Origin of the sequence: Propioniferax innocua (genome assembly GCF_006716235.1) — a bacterium.
In the GTDB taxonomy this organism is placed as follows: Bacteria; Actinomycetota; Actinomycetes; order Propionibacteriales; family Propionibacteriaceae; genus Propioniferax; species Propioniferax innocua.
The window spans coordinates 767,363-792,300 of sequence record NZ_VFOR01000002.1; the positions used below are offsets into that span (position 1 = coordinate 767,363).

22 protein-coding genes, 1 tRNA gene and 1 other RNA gene are annotated in these 24,938 nt (G+C 66.3%); 5 read left to right on the top strand and 19 right to left on the bottom strand.

Going from position 1 to position 24,938, the window contains the following annotated elements; translation table 11 throughout:
* Positions 1 to 31 precede the first annotated feature (31 nt).
* Positions 32 to 1,813, top strand: a complete 1,782-nt coding sequence (locus tag FB460_RS10315; RefSeq protein WP_246044362.1) for an AMP-dependent synthetase/ligase — start codon at positions 32 to 34, stop codon at positions 1,811 to 1,813.
* 9 nt (positions 1,814 to 1,822) lie between these two features.
* Here FB460_RS10315 and ffs read toward each other — a convergent pair.
* An RNA gene (gene ffs, locus FB460_RS10320) (signal recognition particle sRNA small type) lies at positions 1,823 to 1,919 on the bottom strand.
* A gap of 72 nt (positions 1,920 to 1,991) precedes the next feature.
* Between ffs and FB460_RS10325 the strand changes: the two genes are divergently transcribed.
* Positions 1,992 to 2,079: transfer RNA gene (locus FB460_RS10325), tRNA-Ser, on the top strand.
* 36 nt (positions 2,080 to 2,115) lie between these two features.
* Here FB460_RS10325 and FB460_RS10330 read toward each other — a convergent pair.
* The gene (locus FB460_RS10330) at positions 2,116 to 2,727 is read right to left on the bottom strand and encodes a TetR/AcrR family transcriptional regulator (RefSeq protein ID WP_170210050.1); all 612 of its coding nucleotides are present in this window, start codon (positions 2,725 to 2,727) and stop codon (positions 2,116 to 2,118) included.
* 89 nt (positions 2,728 to 2,816) lie between these two features.
* Between FB460_RS10330 and FB460_RS10335 the strand changes: the two genes are divergently transcribed.
* Positions 2,817 to 3,980: a DUF418 domain-containing protein gene (locus FB460_RS10335; protein ID WP_142094045.1), complete on the top strand. Its 1,164-nt coding sequence runs from the start codon at positions 2,817 to 2,819 to the stop codon at positions 3,978 to 3,980.
* Here the strand turns inward: FB460_RS10335 and FB460_RS10340 are convergent.
* Complete coding sequence (locus FB460_RS10340; protein WP_142094046.1) at positions 3,940 to 5,550, bottom strand: helicase HerA-like domain-containing protein; 1,611 nt, start codon at positions 5,548 to 5,550, stop codon at positions 3,940 to 3,942. The two genes, FB460_RS10335 and FB460_RS10340, sit on opposite strands and share 41 nt — an antisense overlap.
* A gap of 103 nt (positions 5,551 to 5,653) precedes the next feature.
* Here FB460_RS10340 and FB460_RS10345 point away from each other — a divergent pair, with 103 nt between their 5' ends.
* Positions 5,654 to 5,947, top strand: coding sequence for a type II toxin-antitoxin system VapB family antitoxin (locus tag FB460_RS10345; protein WP_142094047.1), 294 nt, complete (start codon positions 5,654 to 5,656; stop codon positions 5,945 to 5,947).
* Positions 5,948 to 5,990: 43 nt separating this feature from the next.
* Entirely contained in the window at positions 5,991 to 6,515 is a 525-nt protein-coding gene (locus FB460_RS10350; RefSeq protein WP_142094048.1) for a LytR C-terminal domain-containing protein, read from the top strand.
* A 24-nt stretch (positions 6,516 to 6,539) separates the two neighbouring features.
* Here the strand turns inward: FB460_RS10350 and FB460_RS10355 are convergent, their stop codons facing one another.
* The 16 genes from FB460_RS10355 to FB460_RS10430 all read right to left on the bottom strand — a co-directional run bounded on the left by FB460_RS10355 (position 6,540) and on the right by FB460_RS10430 (position 24,920).
* Positions 6,540 to 7,949, bottom strand: coding sequence for an amidase (locus FB460_RS10355; protein ID WP_142094049.1), 1,410 nt, complete (start codon positions 7,947 to 7,949; stop codon positions 6,540 to 6,542).
* Positions 7,950 to 7,969: 20 nt separating this feature from the next.
* Positions 7,970 to 8,968 (bottom strand): polyprenyl synthetase family protein, encoded by a 999-nt coding sequence (locus FB460_RS10360; protein WP_425466988.1) that lies wholly within the window; start codon positions 8,966 to 8,968, stop codon positions 7,970 to 7,972.
* A gap of 35 nt (positions 8,969 to 9,003) precedes the next feature.
* Positions 9,004 to 10,590 carry an NADH-quinone oxidoreductase subunit NuoN gene (gene nuoN / locus FB460_RS10365; protein ID WP_142094050.1) on the bottom strand — a complete coding sequence of 529 codons (1,587 nt, stop codon included), beginning with the start codon at positions 10,588 to 10,590 and terminating at the stop codon, positions 9,004 to 9,006.
* On the bottom strand, positions 10,590 to 12,116 hold the full coding sequence (locus tag FB460_RS10370) for an NADH-quinone oxidoreductase subunit M (RefSeq protein WP_142094051.1): 1,527 nt from the start codon (positions 12,114 to 12,116) through the stop codon (positions 10,590 to 10,592). The genes nuoN and FB460_RS10370 overlap by 1 nt, the downstream gene beginning before the upstream one ends.
* A gap of 14 nt (positions 12,117 to 12,130) precedes the next feature.
* Positions 12,131 to 13,987, bottom strand: coding sequence for an NADH-quinone oxidoreductase subunit L (nuoL, locus tag FB460_RS10375; RefSeq protein ID WP_142094320.1), 1,857 nt, complete (start codon positions 13,985 to 13,987; stop codon positions 12,131 to 12,133).
* A 67-nt stretch (positions 13,988 to 14,054) separates the two neighbouring features.
* Positions 14,055 to 14,354 (bottom strand): NADH-quinone oxidoreductase subunit NuoK, encoded by a 300-nt coding sequence (nuoK, locus tag FB460_RS10380; RefSeq protein ID WP_142094052.1) that lies wholly within the window; start codon positions 14,352 to 14,354, stop codon positions 14,055 to 14,057.
* Positions 14,351 to 15,262: an NADH-quinone oxidoreductase subunit J gene (locus FB460_RS10385; protein ID WP_142094321.1), complete on the bottom strand. Its 912-nt coding sequence runs from the start codon at positions 15,260 to 15,262 to the stop codon at positions 14,351 to 14,353. Before FB460_RS10385 ends, nuoK begins: the two co-directional genes overlap by 4 nt.
* Positions 15,262 to 15,843: an NADH-quinone oxidoreductase subunit NuoI gene (gene nuoI / locus FB460_RS10390; RefSeq protein ID WP_425466989.1), complete on the bottom strand. Its 582-nt coding sequence runs from the start codon at positions 15,841 to 15,843 to the stop codon at positions 15,262 to 15,264. Before nuoI ends, FB460_RS10385 begins: the two co-directional genes overlap by 1 nt.
* Positions 15,843 to 17,201 (bottom strand): NADH-quinone oxidoreductase subunit NuoH, encoded by a 1,359-nt coding sequence (gene nuoH / locus FB460_RS10395; RefSeq protein ID WP_142094054.1) that lies wholly within the window; start codon positions 17,199 to 17,201, stop codon positions 15,843 to 15,845. The genes nuoI and nuoH overlap by 1 nt, the downstream gene beginning before the upstream one ends.
* Positions 17,201 to 19,678 carry an NADH-quinone oxidoreductase subunit G gene (locus tag FB460_RS10400; RefSeq protein WP_142094055.1) on the bottom strand — a complete coding sequence of 826 codons (2,478 nt, stop codon included), beginning with the start codon at positions 19,676 to 19,678 and terminating at the stop codon, positions 17,201 to 17,203. Before FB460_RS10400 ends, nuoH begins: the two co-directional genes overlap by 1 nt.
* Positions 19,678 to 21,033, bottom strand: coding sequence for an NADH-quinone oxidoreductase subunit NuoF (gene nuoF / locus FB460_RS10405; protein ID WP_142094056.1), 1,356 nt, complete (start codon positions 21,031 to 21,033; stop codon positions 19,678 to 19,680). The genes FB460_RS10400 and nuoF overlap by 1 nt, the downstream gene beginning before the upstream one ends.
* Positions 21,030 to 21,770: an NADH-quinone oxidoreductase subunit NuoE gene (gene nuoE, locus FB460_RS10410; RefSeq protein ID WP_142094057.1), complete on the bottom strand. Its 741-nt coding sequence runs from the start codon at positions 21,768 to 21,770 to the stop codon at positions 21,030 to 21,032. Before nuoE ends, nuoF begins: the two co-directional genes overlap by 4 nt.
* Positions 21,767 to 23,083, bottom strand: a complete 1,317-nt coding sequence (locus FB460_RS10415; protein ID WP_142094322.1) for an NADH-quinone oxidoreductase subunit D — start codon at positions 23,081 to 23,083, stop codon at positions 21,767 to 21,769. Before FB460_RS10415 ends, nuoE begins: the two co-directional genes overlap by 4 nt.
* A gap of 20 nt (positions 23,084 to 23,103) precedes the next feature.
* Positions 23,104 to 23,955 (bottom strand): NADH-quinone oxidoreductase subunit C, encoded by an 852-nt coding sequence (locus FB460_RS10420; protein ID WP_246044363.1) that lies wholly within the window; start codon positions 23,953 to 23,955, stop codon positions 23,104 to 23,106.
* Positions 23,952 to 24,515: an NADH-quinone oxidoreductase subunit B gene (locus FB460_RS10425; RefSeq protein WP_142094058.1), complete on the bottom strand. Its 564-nt coding sequence runs from the start codon at positions 24,513 to 24,515 to the stop codon at positions 23,952 to 23,954. Before FB460_RS10425 ends, FB460_RS10420 begins: the two co-directional genes overlap by 4 nt.
* 36 nt (positions 24,516 to 24,551) lie before the next feature.
* A complete protein-coding gene (locus FB460_RS10430; RefSeq protein ID WP_142094059.1) occupies positions 24,552 to 24,920 on the bottom strand; it encodes an NADH-quinone oxidoreductase subunit A in 369 nt (122 codons plus the stop codon).
* Positions 24,921 to 24,938 lie beyond the last annotated feature (18 nt).

Below are 24,938 nucleotides of genomic sequence, written 5' to 3' on the forward strand. Positions count from 1 at the left end.
CTACGGAACCGTAGCTTTCTAGGGAGGCCCCATGCCCCGTCCCGTCGCCCACGCACACCTCGGCGAGATGATCACCGAAACGGTCGCGGCACACCCCTCGCGCCCCGCACTGCGCGAGCGGGTCGACGATGCGTGGAAGGTCATCACCTACCGTGAGCTGCAGGAGCGTGTCGACGCGGTCGCGACCGCGCTGATCGAGCGCGGCGTCCGCCACGGCGACCGGGTCGCCATCTTCTCCCGCAACCGCCCGGCCTGGACGGTGGTCGATCTCGCCGCGATCGGCATCGGTGCGGTCGTGGTCCCCATCTACCAGACCTCGACGCCCAAGCAGGCCCGCCACATCCTCGCTGACTCCGCCACCTCGGTGGTCTTCGCCGAGGGTGCCGACGAGGCCGACCGGATCGCCCAGGTCCGCCACGAGCTGCCCGATCTGGTGGATGTCATCACCTTCGACCCCGTGGACGGATACACCGGCTACACCGACCTCACCGCCACCACCCCCGACGCCGACACCCTCACCACCCGTCGCGCCCAGGTCTCCGGTGACGACGTGGCGTCGATCATCTACACCTCCGGAACCACCGGCGATCCCAAGGGCGTGGTGCTGAGCCACGGTGCCTTCACCAGTGAGATCGCCGCGGTCCTCTCCTTCTTCGACATCACCGAGCACGACCACAGCCTCTGTTTCCTGCCCCTGGCCCACGCCCTTGAACGTGCATGGACGTTCGTGGTCCTCACCGTCGGTGCCATGAACACCTATTGGTCCGATGCGCGCACCGTCGCCGATGCGATGCCCCTGGCCAGGCCGACGTTGATGGTGTCGGTGCCGCGTCTGTACGAGAAGGTCTATTCGGTGGCCCACGAACAGGCCGCCGCATCGCCACTGAAGAACCGCATCTTCACCTGGGCGGTCGCCACCGGGCGTCGCGCCCAGGCAGCCGGACGCCACCGCGGCCCGTGGCTGAATGCGCAGTTGCGCCTCGCCGACCGGCTGGTGCTCCGCAACATCCGCGAAGCGATCGGCGGCCCCAAGACCGTGCTCGCCTCCGGCGGCGCACCGCTGCGCCAGGAGGTGGAGGAGTTCTTCCACGCCGCAGGGATCCTCGTCTGCCAGGGTTACGGGCTCACCGAGGCCGCTCCCCTGATCTCGTTCAACTCCCCCGACGCCTTCCGCTTCGGCACCGTGGGCCGGGTGATGCCCGGCAGTGAGTTCCGCATCGGGGACGAGGGGGAGATCCTCTATCGCGGCCCCAACGTGATGCTCGGCTACCACAACCTTCCCGACGCCACTGCGGAGTCGATGACCGAGGACGGCTGGCTGCGCACCGGAGACATCGGCGAGATCGACGCCGACGGGTTCTTGACGATCACCGACCGCATGAAGGACATCATCGTCACCGCCGGCGGGAAGAACGTCGCCCCCGGACCGATCGAGGGCGAGCTCGCCAGTGACCCCCTCATCGAATATGCCGTGGTGCTGGGCGACAACCGGCCCTGCCTCACCGTCCTCGTCCGCCCGAACCTCCCCGGCCTCGAGGGGTTCGCCAAGCAGGCCGCCATCGCCTTCGACGACGCCCACGAGCTGCTCTCCCACGAACGCATCACCGAAGAGATCCGGGCCCGCATCGCGAAGGTGTCCGAGGGCCTGGCGAATCACGAGAAGATCCGTGAGTTCGAGGTGATCGAGGACGGCATGACCATGGAGAACGGCATGCTCACCCCGACGCTGAAGGTGCGCCGCCGGGCCGTGGAGCAGAAGTTCCGCGACAAGGTGGAGTCCATGTACGAGCGGATCCGTGCGCGTCGGAAATGACCCGGAAATGATGAGGGCCCCCCGCGTACCCGACAGAGCCCACTTACCCTTGCTGCCTTCCGGCCCTGGGGGGGTTGGGTGAGGTAACGCCACACGGGGGACCTGCCCTGCAGTGTAGCGCACGGGCCACTCCGACGCCGATTCGCACACATTCGGGCTCCGCGGTACGATCTTCGACGGAGCATTCGCATAGTGGCCTAGTGCGCTCGCTTGGAAAGCGGGTTGGGTTTACGCCCTCAGGGGTTCGAATCCCCTATGCTCCGCCACCCGGCCCCGGACCCCCTGTGGATCCGGGGCCGTTGTCATTCCGCATCGCCACCCTCAGATCGAAGCGCCATGCAGAGGCCGAGCTGGGCACGCAGCAGCTCCCTGACCTCACCCTGCGAAATCCGGCCGGGATCGTGGAGCAGCGCCAGCGTCAACCCGTCGATCGACGCCGCCATCAGCTCCGCCCCGAGCCGCACATCGGCGACGCCCGCACGTTGCAGCACCAGGGCACTCACCTCACGGGGCGCTTCGAGGAGGTTCTTCGCCTCGGCAGCGAAGTCGGGCTCGACGCGAGCGAGTTCGGTGAAGGCCAACCACACCGTGACCTCGTGCCGACGGCGCTCATCCAGGGGCAGGAACTCCTCGAAGAGATCCAGCGCCACCTGCTCCCCATCCATACCCCGCTCCGAGGCGCGCGACGCGATCGCGCGCAGCCGGGCCTCGACGCGTTCGGCCATCACCCGGGCCGCCAACGCCAGCATTCCGGACGCCCCGTCCACGTAATGACGCACCGAGCCGATGTTGAGCCCGGAGCGTTCGGCGACATTGCGCAGCGATGCGCCCTCGACCCCGCGCTCGTCGACGAGCTCGAACACCGCATCGGCGATCGCGCGGCGGCGCTCCTCGACATCAACAGGTTTGGGCATGCGGACATCGTATCGCCCCATGTGTCACAGCCGTGATATAAAACTCACGTATCACAGCCGTGACACACAAGCACGACCAGCGAGGCCCCATGACCACACGCATCACGCAACTCGATGTCGCCCGAGGCATCGCAATCCTCGGAACGCTCGGAACCAACATCTGGGTCTTCAGCCACCCAGAGGGCCTTGTCGGCCACCTCGCATCCCCAACCTCCCCCGGCGCCCCGCCCTGGCAACAGCAGATCGAGACGTTCCTCCAGCAGGTCACCAACGGCAAATTCCTCGGGCTGCTCACGCTCATGTTCGGGATCGGCCTGGCGATCCAGGCCGATGCGGCCCGGCGTCGAGGTCGCCCATGGCCCGGCCCCTATCTGTGGCGAGCGGGGCTCCTGCTCCTGGATGGCATCGTCCACTACTTCCTGGTGATCGAGTTCGATGTGTTGATGGGGTACGCCGTCACCGGCGCGGTCGTCGCCCACATCATCTGCACGAGCCCACGCACCCAACGCATCTGGGCCATCACCACCGGCGCCCTCCATCTGGCCCTGATCGGAGGACTCACCACGCTCCTGTGGTCCACCCCGGCCGATCAGCTCCCCACGACGCTCACTCCCAATCCCTACCGAGACGGCTCGTGGTGGGATCTGGTTCTCTTCCGCCTCGACAACGCGGCCATGTTTCGCGTCGAACCGGTGCTGATCGGGGCGATGTCGATCTGCATGTTCCTGATCGGCCACCGCCTGCATCACGCAGGGCTGTTCCTGCCCCACGGGGCCACACTGCGTCGACGCCTGATGCTCGTCGGTGCCATCGCGCTGCCGCTGGACATCGGGCTCGGCATGGCGCATCCCAACTGGTTCCTGGCAACCCGGTACGGCACGGCGCCGCTGGTGGCTCTGGGCCTTCTGGCCCTCATCGCCCACCTCCCGTCATCCACGGGCTGGTTCGGCGACCGGATGGCCGAATTGGGCCGCGTCGCCCTGAGCGCCTACATGCTCCAGAACATCCTGGCGTCAGCAATCTTCTACGGCTGGGGACTCGACCTCGGCGGCGCGCCCCCGACCTGGCGTCTGATCACGACCCCCATCGCCTTCGTGGTGGTGAGCGGCGCCATCATCGCCGGTGCCCATGTGTGGCTGCGACGCTTCTCCCGCGGCCCCGTCGAGTGGCTGTGGCACCACGGCTACGTGGCGCTCAGCGGTGCCGAACGCATCAACGCCGACGACGCCCGGTGCCGAACACCCCTCGCATGACCTCACGCACAGCCGTCCGGCCCATCTGCCGCACCAGCGTGTTCTTGCTGAGCTTCTCGAACATGCTCGGCTCATCCTTGACCGGACGCGGCGCGGGCTCCCGGGGAGCCCGGGGCATGCGGGCCTGGCCGCCGGAAGCTGCGGGCCCACGGGCCGCTTGTTCCTGGACGACTTGTTCCCGGGCAGCCTCTTCGGCACCGGCCTCAAGGCGAGCCGCAAGCATCTCGCGGGCCGATTCGCGGTCGATGGCCTGCCCGTACTTCGCCATCAGCGGCGACGCCGCCACGGCTGACTCCATCTGTGCAGCGGGACACGGCGACATCAACGACTGCGGGGCGAGGATCCGCGTCCAGGCAACGGGGGTCGGGGCACCGTCGGGATCCATGACGGTGACGACCGCCTCACCGATCCCGAGTGTCGTCAGCACCTCGCCGAGGTCGTACGAGGACGTGGGGAACGTGGCGACGGTGGCCTTCAATGCCTTCGCATCATTGGGGGTGTGGGCGCGCAGCTGGTGCTGCACGCGCGAGCCGAGTTGCGCCAGCACGTCCTCGGGCACGTCCTTCGGCGTCTGCGTCACGAAGAACACACCCACACCCTTGGACCGGATCAACCGCACCGTCTGGGTGATGGCGTCCAGGAACGCCTTCGACGCGTCCTTGAACAGCAGGTGTGCCTCGTCGAAGAAGAACACGAGCTTCGGCTTGTCGGTATCCCCCACTTCGGGGAGGTCCTGGAACAGATCGGCGAGAAGCCACATCAGGAAGGTCGAGAACACCTGCGGACGGTCCTGCACCGACGGCAGCTCCATCAGCGAGATCAGCCCCCGACCGTCCTGGGTGGTGCGCAGCAGGTCGGCGGTGTCGAACTCCGGTTCGCCGAAGAACTCATCAGCGCCCTGGGCCGCCAGCGTCGTCAGATTGCGTTGGATGACGCCGACGGTCGCCTTGGAGACGCCACCCAGGCCCTTGAGGTCGTCCTTGCCCTCATCGCTGACCAGGTGGGCCAGCACCGCGGAGAGGTCGGAGACGTCGAGCAGCGGAAGGCCGACGGTGTCGGCGTAGTGGAAGACCAGCCCGAGCGTCGATTCCTGGGTCTGATTGAGGCCCAGGACCTTCGACAGGAGCGTCGGCCCGAACGACGAGATGGTGGCCCGCACCGGCACCCCGACGCCCTCGGAGCCCAACCGGTGGAACTCCACCGGCGACGCGGTGGGCTGCCAGTTCTGGCCGATTCCGGCGGTGCGTCGGTCGAGCTTCTCGTTCGCCTCCCCGGGCGCCGCCAAGCCGGAGAGGTCGCCCTTCACATCGGCGGCGAACACCGGGACGCCCGCAGCCGAGATCTGCTCGGCCAACACCTGCAGTGTCTTGGTCTTACCGGTTCCCGTGGCGCCGGCGATCAGCCCATGCCGGTTCAGCATGCTCAACGGCACCCGGACCCGGGCATCGGGAACCGGCTCATCGGCGGCCATCAACACGCCAAGATCGATGGCACCCTCATCGAACGTGTATCCCTGCTTGACCGTGTCGACCTGTGTTGCCGTGACGTCCTGGCCCTCATCCGCACCCATGGCAGCAGTTTCCCGCCGGGAGTTAGCCTTCTGCAACCCAAAGGGAAGCAAATCGTGATCTGTTCGCCACCAACCTTTGCGCGCCCTCGTCTACAGTGGCGGGGTGATCTTCAAGCGCGTCGGTGACACTCGGCCATATCCGGACCACGGGTATGTCCAGAAGCAGTGGGCTGCAATCGCGCCGCACCAGGTGCGGCTCGATCAGCTCGTGACCACCAAGCGGACGCTCGATCTCGAGGCCCTCCTCGAAGAGGATTCGACGTTCTACGGCGACCTCTTCGCCCACGTGGTGTTGTGGCGTGGCGAGCTTTATCTCGAGGACGGGCTGCATCGTGCCCTCCGCGCCGCACTGCAGCAGCGTCAGACCATGCACGCCCGCGTACTCGAGTTGCGCTGATAATGTTCGCAGCCGTACAGCCGTGATCGAGGAGGGTGGACAAATGGACGCGAGCCGCGTGTGGCAAACCGTGAAGGCGCCACTGATCCTTGTGACCATGCTGGCCCTGTTGCTGGTCGGAACCTGGTGGGGCCTGAACCAGCTCAAGAAGCCTCTCCCCGGCCCGTCGGTCACACCCTGTGTCGACACCCCGATCGAGAACGGCGAGCTCAAGGCCCAGCAAGTCAGCATCCGTGTCCTGAACGGCAGTGATCTCCGCGGCAAGGCCGGCGAGGTCCAGCAGGCGTTGCGCGCCCAGGGATTCCGTGTGGTGTCCACCGGCAACACTCCCGAGCCAGCAGAGAAGACGCAGGTGGTTGGCCACTCCCCCGATGCCCCGGAGGTCAACCTCGTCGCCAAGCACGTGGTGGGCGCTGAACGCGTCGGCAACAACCGCGCCGATCACATGGTCGAGATCATCGTCGGCTCCGACTACGACGGTCTCGTGGCCGATGCCCCCCGTTCCCTCCAGGTCAGCACCCCATCGATCTGCCTGCCCGAGGCCTCCGAGCCCGTCCAGGGCCCCTGATGACCACCGCGCGCTGACCGCGCGTCACATCAGCGGCGGGACCGCCTGGACCGCTCCCCCACCCATGAGGTCACGCGCCACCTGCAACACCAAAGCGTCCTGACCGAATGATCCGATCAGCTGGACGCCGAACGGCAGACGCACCCCATCCACATCCGCATGGTGCAGCGGCACGGAGATTGCTGGCGTTCCGGTGATGTTCTGCACGCTCGTCCACGGTGTGAACCGCGTCTGGGCAGCGAAATCCTCGGCCGGATCGTCGTCATGGCGTAGCTCCCCCACTGGCAGTGGCGGCTGGGCGATGGTCGGAGTCACGATGATGTCGAAGTCGTCCCAGGTCGTTGCGACGCGGCGTCGGATCCGCTGGATGGCCGCCACCGCATCGGCATATTCGACGCCACTGGTGGCCCGCCCGATCTCACGGAGCCACCGAGTCAGCGGACGCAGCAACCCTTCCTGCTCCTCCGGCACGGGAACCTGCGCAGCGCCCACTGCCCAGATCGGCCGGAACGCCGCCCATTCCTTGGCCGGGAACGGAACCGCCGCCGGGCCCACGCGATGCCCCAATCGGGCGAGGCGTTCCATGGTCTGCTCCACCGCGGCCAATGCCTCGGGATGCACGTCAGCGTCCTCGGCGATGATCGGATCGACCACCACACCGACCCGCAGGGTGCGGGTGCGCTCCACCAGAGCCTCGGAGAAGGACCCGCCGATGTCGGGGAAGGTGTCCCCCGGGAAGCCGCCGCGCATCGCCTCCAGTCCGGCCGCGATGTCATTCACCGTCCGCGCGAGGACGCCGTGGGCGGCAAGACCCGGCCCCGCGCCCTGGTTCGGCCCCCAACTGATGGTGCCGCGGCTCGGCTTCATACCCACGACACCACAGCAGGCAGCGGGGATACGGATGGAGCCGCCCCCGTCGTTGCCATGGGCCACCGGAACGATGCCCGACGCCACTGCGGCCGCCGCGCCACCGCTGGAGCCACCGGCCATGCGTGTGGTGTCCCACGGAGTCACCGCCGGTGGGGCGTCCTGGGGCTCGGTGTAACACGGGAGTCCGAACTCCGGTGTCGATGTCTTCCCGATCGCCACGGTCCCGGCCTGCTTGAGCCTGGTGACCACGCCGTCATCGGTTTGGGCACGGAAGTCGCTCATCACCGGAGACCCGAACGAGCACGGCTCCCCATACAGGAGCGTCAGGTCCTTGATGGGCACCGGAACACCGAACAGCGGGCCGCCGGAGAATCCCGGCTCCTCCAGCCGTTCGTCGAGAACCATCGCACGTTCCAGCGCCGATTCGGCGGCCACATGGGCGAACGCACCATACGGGTCGGCCTGAGCCCGCTCCAGCGCGGCTCGCGTCACATTGGTGACGCTGATGTCCTGCGCCAGGATGCTCCCGGCCAGATCGATCGCGCTGCGAAAGTCAGGCTTCACGTGATACTCCCCGCCGTATCTCAGTCGTCCCGGTTGATGACGTGGTCGCAGAGCGCTTCGAGCGCTTCACGCGCTGGTCCTGCAGGCAACACCTGAAGACGGGCACGTGCGGCGTCGGCGCGGCGTCGCACCTCGGTACGGGCTTCCTCGATCGCGGGATGTTCCCGCAACAGACGCACGGCCTCGGCCAGATCCTCTTCGGATTCAAGGTCCGAGTCCACCAGCGCGAACAGACGCTCATCCTCGGGCCGGTCCATCGCGCGGGCCAGGAGCGTCGGCAACGTCGGAATGCCCTCACGCAGGTCGGTCCCGGGTGTCTTGCCGGTGACATCGGAGGTGATGTCGATGATGTCGTCGTGGAGCTGGAACACCAGCCCGATCTCCTCACCGAAGTCCCTGAGGACCTCGAGGGTCTCCTCGTCGAAACCAGCGACCATGCCGCCGAACACCGCCGAGGTCGCGATGAGCGATCCGGTCTTGTCTGCAATCACCTGGAGATGGTGGGCGATCGGGTCGGCGTCGGGGACCGGACCGACGGTCTCGGCGATCTGCCCCTGCACCAGACGCGCGAACGTGCGCGCCTGGATCTGCACGTAGTCGGTGCCGAGTTCGGCCACGGTGTCCGATGCCCGCGCGAACAGGTAGTCCCCCACCAGAATGGCCACCGAGTTCTGCCACCGGCGGTTCGCCGCCACCGCTCCACGCCGCAGATCGGCGTCATCCATCACGTCGTCGTGGTAGAGGCTCGCCACATGGGTGAGCTCCACCACCAGGGCGGCCTTCTCCAACCGATCGGCATCCACAGCGGCGCCCTCGGCGTCGGCGAGATGCGCGCACAACACCACCAGCATCGGCCGGAAGCGCTTGCCCCCGGCGGAGATGATGTGCTGAGCGGCCTCTGTGACCAACCGGGTGTCGGCTTCGGACGCCGTCAGCAGACGCTGTTCGATGGAGTCCAGTCGGCCCTCCACCGTGGCAGCGAAGCCGGGGTCGACCGAACCGAGTCCAGATGGCTTCACGTGGGCTCCTTGAAGAGTGGGATGTCGAGGCGCGGTCAGCGCAGGAACTCGGCCGCCATCGATGCTGCAGGCAGCAACAGGTTCGGCAGCACGCCCAACCCTACGGTCGTGACCAGGGCGACGGCGATCGTGAGCGTGGTGCGCCAGCTCGGCATCACGACCTCGACGCCATCCTCCTCGTCACCGGCGTCGGAGAAGAACATGACGACGATGACGCGCAGGTAGAAGAAGGCAGCGACCAGCGACGCGAGAACCGCGACGACAACGAGCCAACCGAATCCGCCCTGCCAGGCCGCACCGAACACAGCAAGCTTGCCGATGAAACCGCTGGTCAGCGGGATGCCTGCGAAGCTCAGAAGGAACAGGGCGAAGATTCCGGCAATGCCGGGATTCCGGCGGCCGATGCCAGCCCATGCCGAGAGTCGCGTCACCTCGCCGCCCTCGTTGCGCACCATCGTGATGATGGCGAACGCACCGACCGTGGTGAGTCCGTAGACCGCCAGGTAGAACAACGCCGAGGAGACCGACGTCATACCCATGATGGCCTCGCCCTGGGCCGCGCCCACCAGGGCGGTGAGGATGAAGCCTGCGTGGGCGATCGACGAGTAGGCCAGCATGCGCTTCACATCGTCCTGGACGATGCCGATGATGGCCCCCACGAACATGGTCAGGACCGCGATGACGGCCATGAACGGCTGCCAGTCCCAACGGGCTCCGCCGAAGGCGACGAAGAACAGACGCAGCAGAGCGCCGAAGGCGGCGATCTTGACACACGAGGCCATGAAACCTGTGACGACCGTGGGTGAACCCTGGTAGACGTCAGGCGTCCAGTTGTGGAACGGAACCGCACCCACCTTGAACAGGGTGCCGACAGCCATCAGGCCGATACCGCCCACCACGAGGGAGTACGAGCCAGCACCCTGGGTGATGGCCTCCGCAACGATGCCGAGGTCGAACGATCCGGCGTAACCGTAGATGAGGGCCATGCCCATCACGAAGAACGCCGAGGAGAACGAGCCGAGCATGAAGTACTTCAGCGCGGCCTCCTGCGAGAGCAGACGGCGGCGACGTGCAAGCCCGGCCAGCAGATACAGCGGCAGCGACATGATCTCGAGCGAGACGAACAAGGTCAGCATGTCGGCCGCAGCCGGGAAGATCATCATGCCGGTGAGCGAGAACATCGCCAGCGGGTAGACCTCGGTGTGCTCAAGCTTGAGCGCCGTGGCCTCACGCTCGGCGGGGGTGCCCGGGAGCGACGCGGCCTGCGGGGTGAACGGCGTCGCGCCACCACCGAGCTGACGCTCGCCGAACATGAGGATGCTCAGGGCGCCCAGCACGATGAGGGTGGCCCAGATGAAGTACGTCGGGCCGTCGAAGGCGAGCGAGCCCTCGACACCGATGAAGAAGCCCGTGTCGGGCTGGGCCAGCGCGCCGACCCAGTTGCCGATGGTGGTGATGAGCGCACCGATCAGACCGATGGCGACCAGCACGAGCTGGGCCGTCGGCCGGAAGCGACGCGGGACCGTGGCCTCGACACCGACACCGAACGTGCCGGCGAGGAAGACGAAGATCAGCGGAGCGAGGTGCCCGTATTCGAGCGCCGGAGCAGTGAACCCGGACATCAGTTGCTTCCCTCCATCGTGAGGCTGGGGTCGGAGACGCCCACCTGGGACATCGTGGTGGTCACCGCTGGCTCGATCAGATCCAGCATCGGCTTCGGGAAGAAGCCGAACACGAAGATGATGAGCAGCAGCGGGGCGACCGCCCAGCGTTCGCGGCCGGTGAGGTCATTGCTGCGTTCCTCGCCGAAGGCCTCCTCGACATCCTCGGTGACCGGGCCGGTCATCGTGCGCTGATACATCAGCAGGATGTAGGTGGCCGCCAGAACCATGCCGAGCGTCGAGATGCCGCCGATCCAGATGTTCTGCGAGAACGATCCGGCGATCACCATGAACTCCGAGACGAAGCTCGACATACCGGGCAGCGCCAACGACGAGAGGCCGCCGAGCAGGAAGACCCCGGCCAGGACCGGCGCCAGCTTCTGCACGCCGCCGTAGTCGGCGATCTTCTGCGAGCCACGACGCTGGATCAGGAAGTGCGCGGCCAAGAACAGCACACCGGTCGAGAACGCGTGGTTGAACATGTAGAACGTGGCACCGGTCATCGAGATGGTGGTGAACGAGAAGATGCCGATCACGATGAAGCCGAAGTGGCTCACCGAGGTGAACGCGATCAGACGCAGGATGTCGGTCTCACCGATCGCGGCCAGGGCACCGTAGATCATCGAGATCAATGCCAGGATCAGCACCACCGGGGCCGCCCACTGGCTCGCGCCGGGGAACAGCTCGAGGCAGAACCGGATCATGCCGAACGTGCCGATCTTGTCGAGCACACCGACCAGCAGCGCCGAGGTGCCGGGGGTGCCGGACTCGGCGGCGTCGGGCAGCCAGGTGTGGAACGGAACCATCGGGGCCTTCAGCGCGAAGGCGATGAAGAACAGCACGAACAGCACCCGCTCGGTCCCGGTGCCCATCGGCATGCCGGCGAGGTCGGCCAGCAGCATCGTCGGTTGGCCGTTTCCAGCCGAGATCGCATAGACGCCGACCACACCGGCCAGCAGGATCAGACCGCCACCGAGGCCGAACAGCAGGAACTTGATGGCCGCGCGGCGGCGTCCGGCTTCCCCGAAACCACCGATGAGGAAGTACATCGGGATCAGGGTGGCCTCGAAGAAGATGTAGAACACCAGCACATCGGTGGCCATGAAGCAGAACAGCGCGAAGCTCTCCATCACCAGCACCAGGGCGGAGAAGGCCCGCGGGCCCCAGCCGTCCTCGGCGTCGGCATGCCCCACGTTCCACGAGGCGATGAGCACGAACGGAGTCAGCAACACCGTGAGCAGCACCATGGTCAGCGAGATGCCGTCGGCGTTCATGGCCCAGTGGGCGCCGAAGGCGGGGATCCAGGTGAACTGCTCCGAGAGGTCGCGGCCTCCGGCAGCGAGGCCCACCACCACGAGCGCGAGCGCCGTGGTCAGCAGGGAGATGAACAGGCCGGTGACGCGTCCGGTGGCACGCGGGGTGAACATCACCACGAGTGCGCCGACCAGGGGGACGGCCCCGAGCAGGGTCAACAGGGGAAAACTCATGAAGACTCCTCCACTCAGGCCAGTTGGCCCAGGATCAGGACGGCGCCGACCAGGACGGCTCCCGCCACCATGGTCAGGCCGTACGAACGCACGTAACCCGATTGCAGTCGACGCAGCACCTGGCCGAGGCCCGAGGTGGAAGCCCCGATGCCTTCGACCGCACCGTCGACCTTGCCGCGGTCGAAGCCGGTCAGGAGCCCGATGAACGCCATGAGCGGGTTCACCACGACAGCATTGTTGATGTCATCGCCGTACACGTCACGTCGAGCAGCACGCTCCAGGAAGTTCCCGCGCGGGGCTTCCTTCGGCACGCTCTTGAACACCGACACCGCGATGACCACTCCGATGGCCACCACACCCATCGTCAGCCAGCCGATGGGTTCGGTGAACCCATCGAGCAGGCCGTAGGTGTGCTCCTCACCGCCAACGGCCGGCACGAGCCAACCGTTGATCCAGCTGTTCATGGCCACACCGGCCACGACCGACAAGATGGCGAGCACCACCAACGGGAACACCATGACTCCGGGCGACTCGTGCGGGTGCACTCCATGTTCCCAGCGCTTGCGTCCGAAGAACGTCATCACCATCAGGCGCGTCATGTAGTACGCGGTGATGCCGGCTCCGATGAGGGCGCAGATGCCGACGATCATGTTGTGCTCGAAGGCCGCCACGATGATGTGGTCCTTCGAGTAGAAGCCCGCGAAGAACGGGAACCCGATGATCGCGAGGTAGCCCATCGCGAAGGTCAGGAACGTCCAGCGCATGGCCCGGCCGAGCGCGCCGAAGTTGCGCATGTTCACGTCATCGTCCATGCCATGCATGATCGAGCCGGCGCCCAGGAACATGTTGGCCTTGAAGAAGCCGTGCGTCAGCAGGTGGAAGATCGCAAAGACGTAGCCTGCCGGGCCGATGCCCGCGGCCAGGATCATGTAGCCGATCTGCGACATGGTCGAACCGGCGAGCACCTTCTTGATGTCGTCCTTCGACGTGCCGATCCAGGCGCCCACCAGCAGCGTGACGGTACCGACGACCACCACGGCGGTGGAGGCCACCGGCGTCTGATCGAAGATCGGACCGGAGCGGACGATCAGGTAGACGCCCGCGGTGACCATCGTCGCGGCGTGGATGAGAGCCGACACCGGGGTGGGGCCCTCCATGGCGTCGAGCAGCCAGGCCTGCAGCGGCACCTGTGCGGACTTGCCGCAGGCCGCGAGCAGCAGGAACAAACCGACCAGCGTCGCGGTGAGCGGCGAGAACTGTGCAGCGTTCTTGCCGACCTCGGCGAACTCGACGGAGCCGAAGTGGGCGAACATCGTGATCATGGCCAGCGCCATACCGATGTCGCCGACACGGTTCATGACGAAGGCCTTCTTGGCGGCCGCGGCCGCTGCCGGACGGTGCTGCCAGAAACCGATCAGCAGGTACGACGCCAGACCGACGCCCTCCCAGCCGATGAACAACACCAGGTAGCTGTTGGCCAGCACCAGCACCAGCATGGCTGCGATGAAGAGGTTCAGATAGGCGAAGAAGCGTCGGCGACGCTCATCGTGCTCCATGTAGCCGATCGAGTAGATGTGGATCAGCGAGCCCACACCGGTGATCAGCAGCACGAACAGGATCGAGAGTTGATCGACCAGCAGCGCGATCTGCACGTCCCACGGCCCGACGCCGATCCACTCGTAGACCGGCACCTCCACTGTGCGTTCGGCCACCGAGGCGCCGAGGAGCTGGAAGAACAGGGCCAGGCCGATGCCGAACGAGGCGATCGGGGCCAAGGTGGCGAGCAGATGGCCCCACGCATTGCTGGCTTTGCCCACCAGCAGCAGGAACGCGGCCGAGACCAGCGGGATGGCGATCATCAGCCAGGCCATCTGGAACAGTCCCGACGCGGCCACCGGCTCGAGGATTGCGGTCTGCAAAGGATTCACCACGAACACCTCAGAACTTCAGCAGGTTGGCGTCGTCGACCGAGGCCGAACGGCGGGTACGGAAGATGGAGACGATGATCGCCAGACCCACCACGATCTCCGCCGCGGCGACGATCATGACGAAGAAGCTTGCGATCTGCCCATCGATGTTGCCGTTGATACGGCTGAACGTGACCAGGGCCAGGTTCGTGGCGTTGAGCATGAGCTCCACCGACATGAACGCGATGAGTGCGTTGCGGCGCACCATGAAGCCCACGGTGCCGATGGCGAACAGGATCGCCGCCAGCACCAGGTAGTTCTCGGGATTCACTTGGCGTCCTCCTCTGCCGTGGCCTCGGACCGCTCATCTCCGGCACCGACCTCGGCGCGCGGCGCGGTGTCGACCTCACCTCGTGCAGTCGGGCCGGTTCCAAGCACCTGACGCTCGTCGCCGACCGGTTCCTCGCCGTCGATCTCGTCGAGGGCCCACTTGGTGGCTGCGGCCAGACGATGGGCGTCGACCACATCGCCGCGGGCGGCCAAGCTCGTGGAGACCGAGGACTCGGCGGCACTGCCATCGGGCAGCAGCGCGGGGGTGTCGACGGCGTTGTGGCGCGCGTAGACGCCCGGCGTCGCGCCCGAGCCCGGGTGCGTGCCGTCCTCGGCATACTTGCGCATCCGCAGCAGCGCGCGACGACGCTGCGTCAGTCGGCCACCGATACGTTCACGGTGTGCCAAGACCATCGCGGCCAGGGCTGCGGTGATGAGCAGGGCGGCGGTGGTCTCGAAGATGAAGATCCATCGTCCGAAGACCGCGTAGGCGATCTGCTGGACGTTGTTGCCCTCCACCTCGGGGGTGTAGCCAACGACCTGGCCCTCGACGATCGCATTGCCCATGACGCCGACCAGCAGCGCACCCAGCCCGAAGGCGGCGAGGCCGGCGGCCAGGCGCTGGCCGCGGAGCGTCTCCACCAGCGAATCGGTGGAGTCGACGCCGACGAGCATCAGCACGAACAGGAAGAGCATGAGCGCAGCACCGGTGTAGACGATGATCTGCACCGCGAACAGGAACGGCGCCTGCTGGGCCGCGTACTGCACAGCGAGGCCGACCATGACCGTGGCCAGGCCCAGCGCCGAATGGACCGGCTTCCTGGCCATGACCATGCCGATGGCCGCGAGGACGATGATGGGCGCCAACAGCCAGAAGGCGACGGCGGTACCCGTGACAAGAGGAACGATCACTTCTGCGCTCCTGACTGCACATCTCCGGATTGGGATTTCTTGCGGTTCTCGAGCGTGTCGGGCGTTCCGGTGGCCGGGAGACCGAGGAAGTAGTCCTTCTCGTCATCGCCCAGACGACGCGGATGCGGCGGCTGCTCCATACCGGGCAGCAGCGGGGCCAGGAGGTCCTGCTTCTCGTAGATCATCTTGGCGCGCGTGGTGTCGGCCAGCTCGAACTCGTGCGTCATGGTGAGGGCACGCGTCGGGCAGGCCTCGATGCACATGCCGCAGAGAATGCAGCGCAGATAGTTGATCTGGTAGACGCGGCCATAGCGTTCACCGGGAGAGATGTTCTCACCGTCGACGTTGGAGGCACCCTCCACGTAGATGGCGTCTGCAGGACAGGCCCACGCGCAGAGCTCACAGCCGACACACTTCTCCAGCCCGTCGGGCCAACGGTTCAGCTGGTGCCGACCGTGGAATCGGGGCATGAAGTCGGGGCGGGCGCCCTTCACATGCGGGTAGTCCTCGGTGAACGTCTTCTGGAACATCGTCCGGAACGTGACGCCGAAGCCGGCCCAGTTCTGAAGGAATCCCATCATTTCTCCTTGTCGTTCGACTCGGCATCGGATTCCGCGTCGGAGCTGACGATCGTGGCCAGCTCCGGAAGCGTCTGGCCCTCCTTGGGCGGAACCGGATATCCACCGGCGTAGGGATCGAAGTCATCGCCGTCGCCGTACTCGACCTCTTCATCATCATCGGGGGTCGCCTCGAACCCGAAGAAGGCGAAGAGAAGGACGGCCAGTGCGGTGAACACGATCGCGATGATCGCGTAGATGCCCATGCTGTTGGCGGAGACCGAGCGCATGATCGCAACCAGCGAGATCCACAGCAGTGAGATCGGGATCAGGTACTTCCAGCCCAGACGCATGAACTGGTCGTAGCGGAATCGCGGAAGCGATGCGCGGACCCAGATGAACAGGAACACCAGCAGCAGCAGCTTGATCGTGAACCACACGATGCCGAACCACGGGTTGAGTAGAACATCGCCGACCACATTGCCCTCGAGGAGGTTGACCGGCCACGGCGCATGCCAGCCGCCCAGGAAGAGCGTGGTGGCGATCGCCGAGACGTTGACCATGTTGAGGTACTCGCCGAGGTAGAACATCGCGAAGCGGAAGCCCGAGTACTCGGTGTGGAAGCCCGCCACGAGCTCGCCCTCGGACTCGGGGAGGTCGAAGGGCAGACGGTTGGTCTCACCGAACATCGCGATCACGTAGACCACGAAGCTCGGGATGAGGATCAGCCAGTACCACTGCGGCACCTGCAGGCCGGTGCCCGCTCCGAAGAAGCTCATCGGCTCCTGCTGAGCGGCCACGATCTCGGAGGTCGACATCGAACCGGCGAACATGAACACCGGCACGAACGACAGACCCATCGCGATCTCGTACGAGATCATCTGGGCGCTCGACCGCAGGCCGCCGAGCAGCGAGTAGGTGGAGTTGGAGGACCAACCCGCGAGCACGATGCCGTAGATGCCCACCGAGGCCAAGCCGAGGATCGCCAGGATGGCGACCGGCAGGTCGGTCATCTGCAGGAGGGTCTCCTCACCGAAGATGGTGACCTGTCCGCCGAACGGGATCATCGACAGAATGCTGAATGCCGGGATCGCCACCAGGTACGGGGCGAGGTTGAACACCCACTTCTCGGCCTGGGCCGGGCGGAAGTCCTCCTTGAACATCAGCTTCAGACCATCGGCGAGCGTCTGCAGCCAACCGCGCGGACCGTTCATGCGCGGGCCGATGCGGTTCTGCATCTTCGCCAGGGCCTTGCGCTCGTACACGATGTTGAAGATCGTGATGAGCAGCAGGAACACCAGGACGAACACGCCCTTGAGCGGCGCCATCCACCACGGGTCGTCCGCGAGGACGCTGACATCAGTAGCGAAGGGGATCATCACTTGGTTCCTTCCGTGCTCACCGATGCGGCGCCCTCGGGTCCGTCACCCTCGGATGCCTCCGGCTCGATCATGTCCAACCGCACGAGGTCGCCAGCGGTGGCTTCGAGTTCGGTGGACAGGTTGTGGCCCCGCGCGTGGGCAGGGAGCCACACGCAGCCAGATGCCATGTTCTCGACGATCTTCAGCGGCAGCGTCACCGAACGCTGCCCACGCGAGACCTCGACGAGCGCGCCCTCGGGGGCGTCTGCTGCCATGGTCGGCCCCATCGCGACGACCGGGCGCTGCGCAGTGCCAAGGAGTGCGTCCTCCCCATCCAGACAGCGAGAGTCGTCGAGCAGGTCACGCCAAGTGCTCAGCACCGCTTCACCGGGGCCGACCTCGATGGCCGTGCTGCCGGCGACGCGTGGTTCTGCTGCCCGGTTGCCCGACCACGGCCCGAACTCGTCGAACTCGGCCTTGGCCGCGGAGACGGTCCGCGGTGCGGCGGGCGCACCGAGCGCGTCGGTGAGAGCGGCGAGAGCACGACCGTCGGTCATGACGTGCTTCTTCGGAATCACGTTGTGCACGGGGCGTTCACGCCCCTCCCAGTCGATGAACGTGCCCGACCGCTCCTCCAGGAGCGAGATGGGCAGCACCACGTCGGCGCGGGCGGTCACCGAGGACTCGCGGGCCTCGAGGCTGAGCACGAAACCGGCCTCCTCGAGCGCCTCGAGCGCGATCCGGGGCTTGGGGAAGTCCTCGGGTTCGACGCCGGCGACCACGAGGGCCCCGAGCTCTCCGGCCAGGACGGCGTTGAACATGCCGGTGGCATCGAGTCCGACGCGAGCCGGAACATCGGCACCCCACACCGCTTGGGCATCGACGCGAGCGGCCGGATCCGACAGCGGGCGTCCACCCGGGAGGAGATGCGGCAGGCAGCCGGCCTCGACCGCGCCACGTTCACCGGCACGACGCGGGATCCACGCCATGCGGGCTCCGGAACGTCCTGTGGTGTCGAGCACCATGGTCAGCAGACCGGGAATCTCGGCCGCACGCTCACCCACGAGCACGACGGTGTCTCCGTCGAGATCCACCGAAGCCAGGGCCTGTGGTTCGCCGCCTGGGACGGCGGACACCAGCGTCGCGTTGAGCTTCTGCGAACCGCGCGAGAGGAACGGCGCGATCGTGGTGACCTTGAGCCCCTTCTTGCGCATGGCCTTGCGGAGCCGCAGGAACACGATCGGAGACTCGTCCTCGGGCTCGAAGCCCACGAGCACCACGTGCTTGGCGCGTTCCAGTTCGGCGTAGGTGACGCCGAGCCCGGTGCCGGCCACGGCGTTGGCGAGGAAGTCGGTCTCCTCGGCGCTGTGGGCACGGGCACGGAAGTCGATGTTGTTGGTACCGAGCCCCACACGCGCGAAACGCGAGTAGGCGTAGGCGTCCTCGACCGTCAGGCGTCCGCCGGTGAGCACACCGACGTCCTTGCCGGCCTTCTGCAGCCCAGCCACGGCGGCGTCGATCGCCTCGGGCCAGGACGCGGGAAGCAGCTCGTCACCGCGTCGCACGAGCGGCGTGGTGATGCGGTCATCGCCGCGTCCGGAGACGAAGCCGAAACGGCCGCGGTCGCAGTTCCACTCCTCGTTGACCTCCGGGTCGTTGCCGGCCATGCGTCGCATGACGGTGCCACGGCGGTGGTCGACGCGCAGATCACAACCGGACGCGCAGTTCTCGCACGTGGTGTGCGTCGAGACCAAGTCGAACGGACGCGAACGGAAACGGTAGGCCGACGAGGTCAGCGCACCCACCGGGCAGATCTGGATCGTGTTGCCCGAGAAGTACGACTCGAAGGGTTCCTTCTCGTAGATCGCGACCTGCTGCAGGGCGCCACGCTCGGCCAGTGCGATGAACGGGTCACCGGCGATCTGCTCGGAGAACCGCGTGCAGCGCGCACAGAGGATGCAGCGCTCGCGGTCGAGCAGAACCTGGCTGGAGATGTTGATCGGCTTGGGGTAGGTGCGCTTCTCACCCTCGTAGCGCGATTCCCCGTCACCGGTGGACATGGCCTGGTTCTGCAGCGGGCACTCGCCACCCTTGTCGCAGATCGGGCAGTCCAGCGGATGGTTGATGAGCAGGAACTCGATCATGCCGCGCTGGGCCTTCTCAGCCACCGGCGAGGTGTACTGGGTGCGCACCTTCATACCCGGCATCGCGGTCAGTGTGCACGAGGTCTGCGGCTTGGGCATCTGACGCCCACGTCCGTCGTCCACCACATCGACCATGCACTGGCGGCAGGCACCGGCCGGGTCGAGGAGCGGATGGTCGCAGAACCGGGGAATGTCGATGCCCAGTTCCTCGGCCGCGCGGATCACCAGCGTCCCCTTCGGCACCGATGTCTCGATGTCGTCGATGCTGAAGGTGACCAGTTCCTCCGGCGGCCTGGCCTGATCCGCCGGCGGCTGGGTCTGGCCCTTCTTCTCGTCCTTCTCAACCGTCATCAGTGGGTCCCCACCTTCTGCTGCGCACCGGCGTGCTCGGACGCCGCGGCCAACGGCTTGGCCTCGAACAGGGCGCTCTTCTCGTACGGGAAGAGTTCCCACGCCGGCGTCGTGTAGCCGGCCTCGAACTCGGAGCGGAAATGCTTGATCGCCGAGGTGACCGTCGCCACGGCGCCATCGGCCAGAGCGCAGAACGAGCGTCCACCGATGTTCTCGCTGAGGTCGAGGAGCTTCTCGATATCACCCTCGACGCCCTCACCGCGCTCGATGCGCATGAGGATCTGTACCAACCACCAGGTGCCCTCACGGCACGGCGTGCACTTGCCGCACGATTCATGCTTGTAGAACTCGACGAACCGCAGCGTCGATCGCACCACCGAGGTGGTCTCGTCGAAACACTGCAGCGCCTTGGTGCCCAGCATCGACCCGGCGGCCGCAGTGGCCTCGTAGTCGAGCGGCATGTCCATGTGTTCGGCCGTCAGCAGCGGCGTCGATGAACCGCCGGGCGTCCAGAACTTCAGCTTGTGGCCGTCACGCATGCCCCCACCGAGGTCGATGAGTTCACGGAGAGTGATCCCCATCGGGGCCTCGAACTGGCCGGGCTTCTTGACGTGCCCCGAGAGCGAGTAGAGCGTGAAGCCCTTGCTCTTCTCGGTGCCCATGGACTGGAACCATTCCTTGCCGTTCGCGACGATGCTCGGCACCGACGCGATCGACTCGACGTTGTTGACCACCGTCGGGCTCGCGTACAGACCGGCGACGGCTGGGAACGGCGGACGCAGGCGGGGCTGGCCGCGGCGGCCCTCGAGCGAATCGAGCAGCGCGGTCTCCTCGCCACAGATGTAGGCGCCGGCACCGCTGTGCACGGTCAGCTCCAAATCGAGGCCCTTGCCGAGGATGTTCCTGCCCAGATAGCCGGCCGAGTAGGCCTCACGCACCGCCTGCTGCAGACGTCGTGCCACGTGGAGCACCTCACCGCGCACGTAGATGAACGCGTGCGAGACGCCGATCGCGTGCGAGGCGATGATGATGCCCTCCACCAGGGTGTGGGGGCTGGCCATCATCAGCGGGATGTCCTTGCAGGTGCCCGGCTCGGACTCGTCGGCGTTCACCACGAGGTACTTCGGGTTCGGGTTGTCCTTGGGAACGAAGCTCCACTTCATGCCCGTCGGGAAGCCCGCGCCACCACGCCCACGGAGGTTGGCGTCCTTCACCAGCGCGATGACGTCATCGGGCTGCATGTCGAGCGCCTTGCGCAGCGCGTCATAGCCGCCGCGCCGCTCGTAGTTGTTGATCCGCCACGGCCGATCGTCGGCCCAGTTGGCGGAGAGAACGGGCGTCAACAGGTCGGTCACTTCGACTCCCCCTCCGTGTCGTTGGCGGGCAGGGCGGCCGGATCCGGCGCCTTCCAGCCCTTCTCCGCTGCGATCTCGACGCCGAGCAGGCTCGCGGGGCCACCGGCCGGTCCCTCGTCGGTGCGGCCGTCGTCGAAACCGGCGAGGACACGCTCGGCCTCGCGCCATGAGGTGATCTCGGCGCCACGGGTCGAGGTGACCGGGTTGCCGGCGGCCAGGTCGTCGACAAGCCTGATCGCCGAATCCGGCGTCATGTTGTCGAAGAACTCCCAGTTGACCATCACCACGGGGGCGTAGTCACAGCCGGCATTGCATTCGACGCGCTCGAGCGTCACCGAGCCGTCCTCGGTGGTCTCGTCGTTGCCGACGCCGAGGTGCTCCGAGAGCGTCTCGAAGATGTGGTCCCCGCCCATGATCGCGCAGAGCGCGGTGCTGCAAACGCCGACGTGGTGCTTGCCGGCCTTCTTGCGCTTGTACATGGTGTAGAACGTGGCGACGCCGTTGGCCTCGGCGGTGGTGATGCCGAGTTCCTCGGCGCACATCTCCAAGCCCTTGGGGCTGACGCGGCCGTCGACCGACTGCACCAGGTGCAGCGCGGGCAGCAGGGCCGAACGCTTCTGGGGGTACCGGGCGGCGATCTGGCGGATCTCCTCGCGGTGTTCGTCGGTCAGGTTCGTCGCGTCGTCGGCGACATCGATTCCGCCGGATTTCTCGAAGTACGACTTGAAACCGCTCACCGGTCCACGCCTCCCATCACGGGGTCGACCGAGGCCACGGCCACGATCACGTCCGACATCATGGCGCCCTCGGCGAGAGCCGAGACCGCCTGCAGGTTGTTGAATGACGGGTCCCGGAAGTGGGCACGCCACGGACGCGTGCCGCCGTCGGAAACCACGTGGGCGCCGAGCTCGCCCTTCGGGGACTCCACCGCCGCGTAGGCCTGACCGGCCGGCACGTGGAAGCCCTCGGTGACGATCTTGAAGTGGTGGATCAGCCCCTCCATGGATTCACCCATGATGTGCTTGATGTGCTCGTTGGAGTTGCCGATGCCGTCGCCACCCACGGCCATCTGTGCCGGCCAGGCGATCTTCGGGTCGTCCACGATGTGACGGGCGCCCTGCATCTTGCGCAGGCGGTCCCGGCACTGCTCGACGATGCGCAGTGACTGGTACAGCTCGTCCTGACGCACGCGGAACTTCGCGTAGGCATCGCCCTCATCGCGGGTGATGACGTCGAAGTCGTAGGTCTCGTAGCCCAGGTAGGGCATGTCCTTGCGCAGGTCCCACGTGTTACCCGTTGAACGCAGCATCGGACCGGTGATCCCGAGCGCCAGACACGTCGCCTCATCGAGGTAGCCGACACCGACGTGGCGCCCCTTGAAGATCGGGTTCTCGTTGCAGAGCTCCGCGATCTCGGGCAGACGCCAGTGCAGGAAACGGATGGTCTCGTCGACCACGTCGAGTTCTTCGTCGGTGACGTCATTGGGGACGCCGCCGGGACGGATGAAGCCGTGGTTCATCCGCAGGCCGGTGATGGCCTCGAACACATCGAGGATCATCTCGCGGTTACGGAATGCCTGGGTCATCACGGTGGTGGCGCCGAGCTCGTTGGCACCGGTCCCGATCGCGATGAGGTGCGACGCGATGCGGTTGAACTCCAACAGCATGACGCGGATGACGTTGGCCTTCTCGGGGATCTCGTCGGTGATCCCGAGGAGCTCCTCGACGGCCATCGCGTAGGCCGTCTCCTGGGAGAACGGCGTCAGATAGTCCATACGCGTGCAGAACGTGGCGCCCTGCGTGAACGTACGAAACTCCATGTTCTTCTCGATACCGGTGTGCAGGTATCCGATGCCCGCCCGGGCCTTCTGCACCGTTTCACCGTCCATCTCGAGGATGAGGCGGAGCACGCCGTGCGTCGAGGGGTGCTGCGGGCCCATGTTGACCACGAGCAGTTCGTCACCGCGTTCGGCCTGGGAGGTGACGATCTCGTCCCAGTCCTGACCGGTGGCGGTGTAGACCTGATCGGCCTCGACGTCGTCGTTGGCCATGGTGCCGTAGTAGTCGTCAGTCACTTCGAGTAGCTCCTGCGCTCGTCGGGCGGCGCGATCGTGGCGCCCTTGTATTCCACCGGCACGCCACCGAGCGGGTAGTCCTTCCGCTGCGGATGGCCGGGCCAATCATCCGGCATGAGGATGCGTGTCAACGCGGGATGTCCATCGAAGATGACGCCGAACATGTCCCAGGTCTCGCGCTCGTGCCAGTCGGCGGCCGGGTAGACCCGGACGATGGAGGGCACGTGGGGATTGGTCTCGGGAACCGCGGTCTGGACGCGGACACGACGCCGGTGCGTCATCGACAGGAAGTGGTACACCACCACCAGCTCGTGATCGACATCGGCCGGGAAGTGCACGCCGGACACGCTGGGGAGCACCTCGAAGCGCAGTCGGGCATCATCGCGGAGCACCCACGCCAGTTCGAGCATCTTCTCGGCGTGCACCAACAGCGTCAGACCGCCGTGGTCGACGACGACGCGTTCGATCGCACCGGGAACGGTCTCGTTGATGATCTCGACGGCCTCGTCGTACCACTCACCATAGGGCGGCACCGAGCCGGCCGGACGGGTGATGGGGCGACGGAGCCCCCCGAAGCCGGAGGTGTCGTTGTCGGCGGTGCCGAACTGGCCCCGGCGCACCTCGACGAGCTCGGGCGTCGGGCCATCGTGCTCGAGCACCGTGGCGTTGGGGTTCTCATCGGCCAGCGCCCGGACATTGCCCATCTTCTGGGTACTCATCGCGCGCCCGGCCTCGGTGCTCTTCGGCGGCTGAGGCACGAAGGGGTTCACCGGGTCGCTGACGTCGGCGGAATCCTGCTCGACCTCGGCGGCCTTCTTCTCCACGTCCTTCGGATTCTTCTCGCTCATCGCAGCAGCCCCTTCATCTCACTGGTGGCCGGGGCGTTGAGCGCGTCACGCTCGGCCTCGACGTTGCGGGCGATCTCGTGCGCGCCCATGGGGGTCTTCTCGATGATGTCCTTCTTGAGCTTGAACATCGCGTCGATGAGCATCTCGGGGCGCGGCGGACAGCCGGGCACGTAGATGTCGACGGGCACGACGTGGTCGACGCCCTGCACGATCGCATAGTTGTTGAACATGCCGCCGGAGCTGGCGCACACACCCATCGAGATGACCCACTTGGGGTTGGGCATCTGGTCGTAGACCTGACGCACCACCGGCGCCATCTTCTGACTCACCCGCCCGGCCACGATCATGATGTCCGCCTGGCGCGGTGATGCACGGAACACCTCCTGGCCCCAGCGTGACGCGTCGTAGCGCGGTGCGCCGTAGGTCATCATCTCGATGGCGCAGCAGGCCAAGCCGAAGGTCACCGGCCACGAGGATGCCTGACGCATCCACCCGGCGAGGGCCTCGACGGTCGTCAGCGCGATCCCGGCCGGGATGTTGTCCTCGATACCACCAGCCATGTCAGTTCGCCTTCCTCGGAACGGGCCCGTTCATGTTCATTCCTCCCACTGCAGACCGCCGCGCTGGATCACGTAGAGGTATGCGACGAGCACCGCGTCGATGAACAGCACCATCGCGATGAGGGCCCATGGGCCCAGCTCATCGAACGCGACCGCCCACGGATAGAGGAAGACGATCTCGATGTCGAAGACGATGAACAACATCGCGGTGATGTAGTACTTCACCTGGAACCGGCCACCACCCACCGGCTGAGGGGTGGGCTGAATACCGCATTCGTACGAGTCGTACTTGACTCGGTTGAAGCGACGCGGCCCCATCTGCATCGTCACAGCCAGACCAGCGGCCGCGAAGGCCGTCGCGATCAAGAGCATGACGATCAGAGGGAAGTAAAGACCGAGATCCATCGAACTACCTCTTCCAGA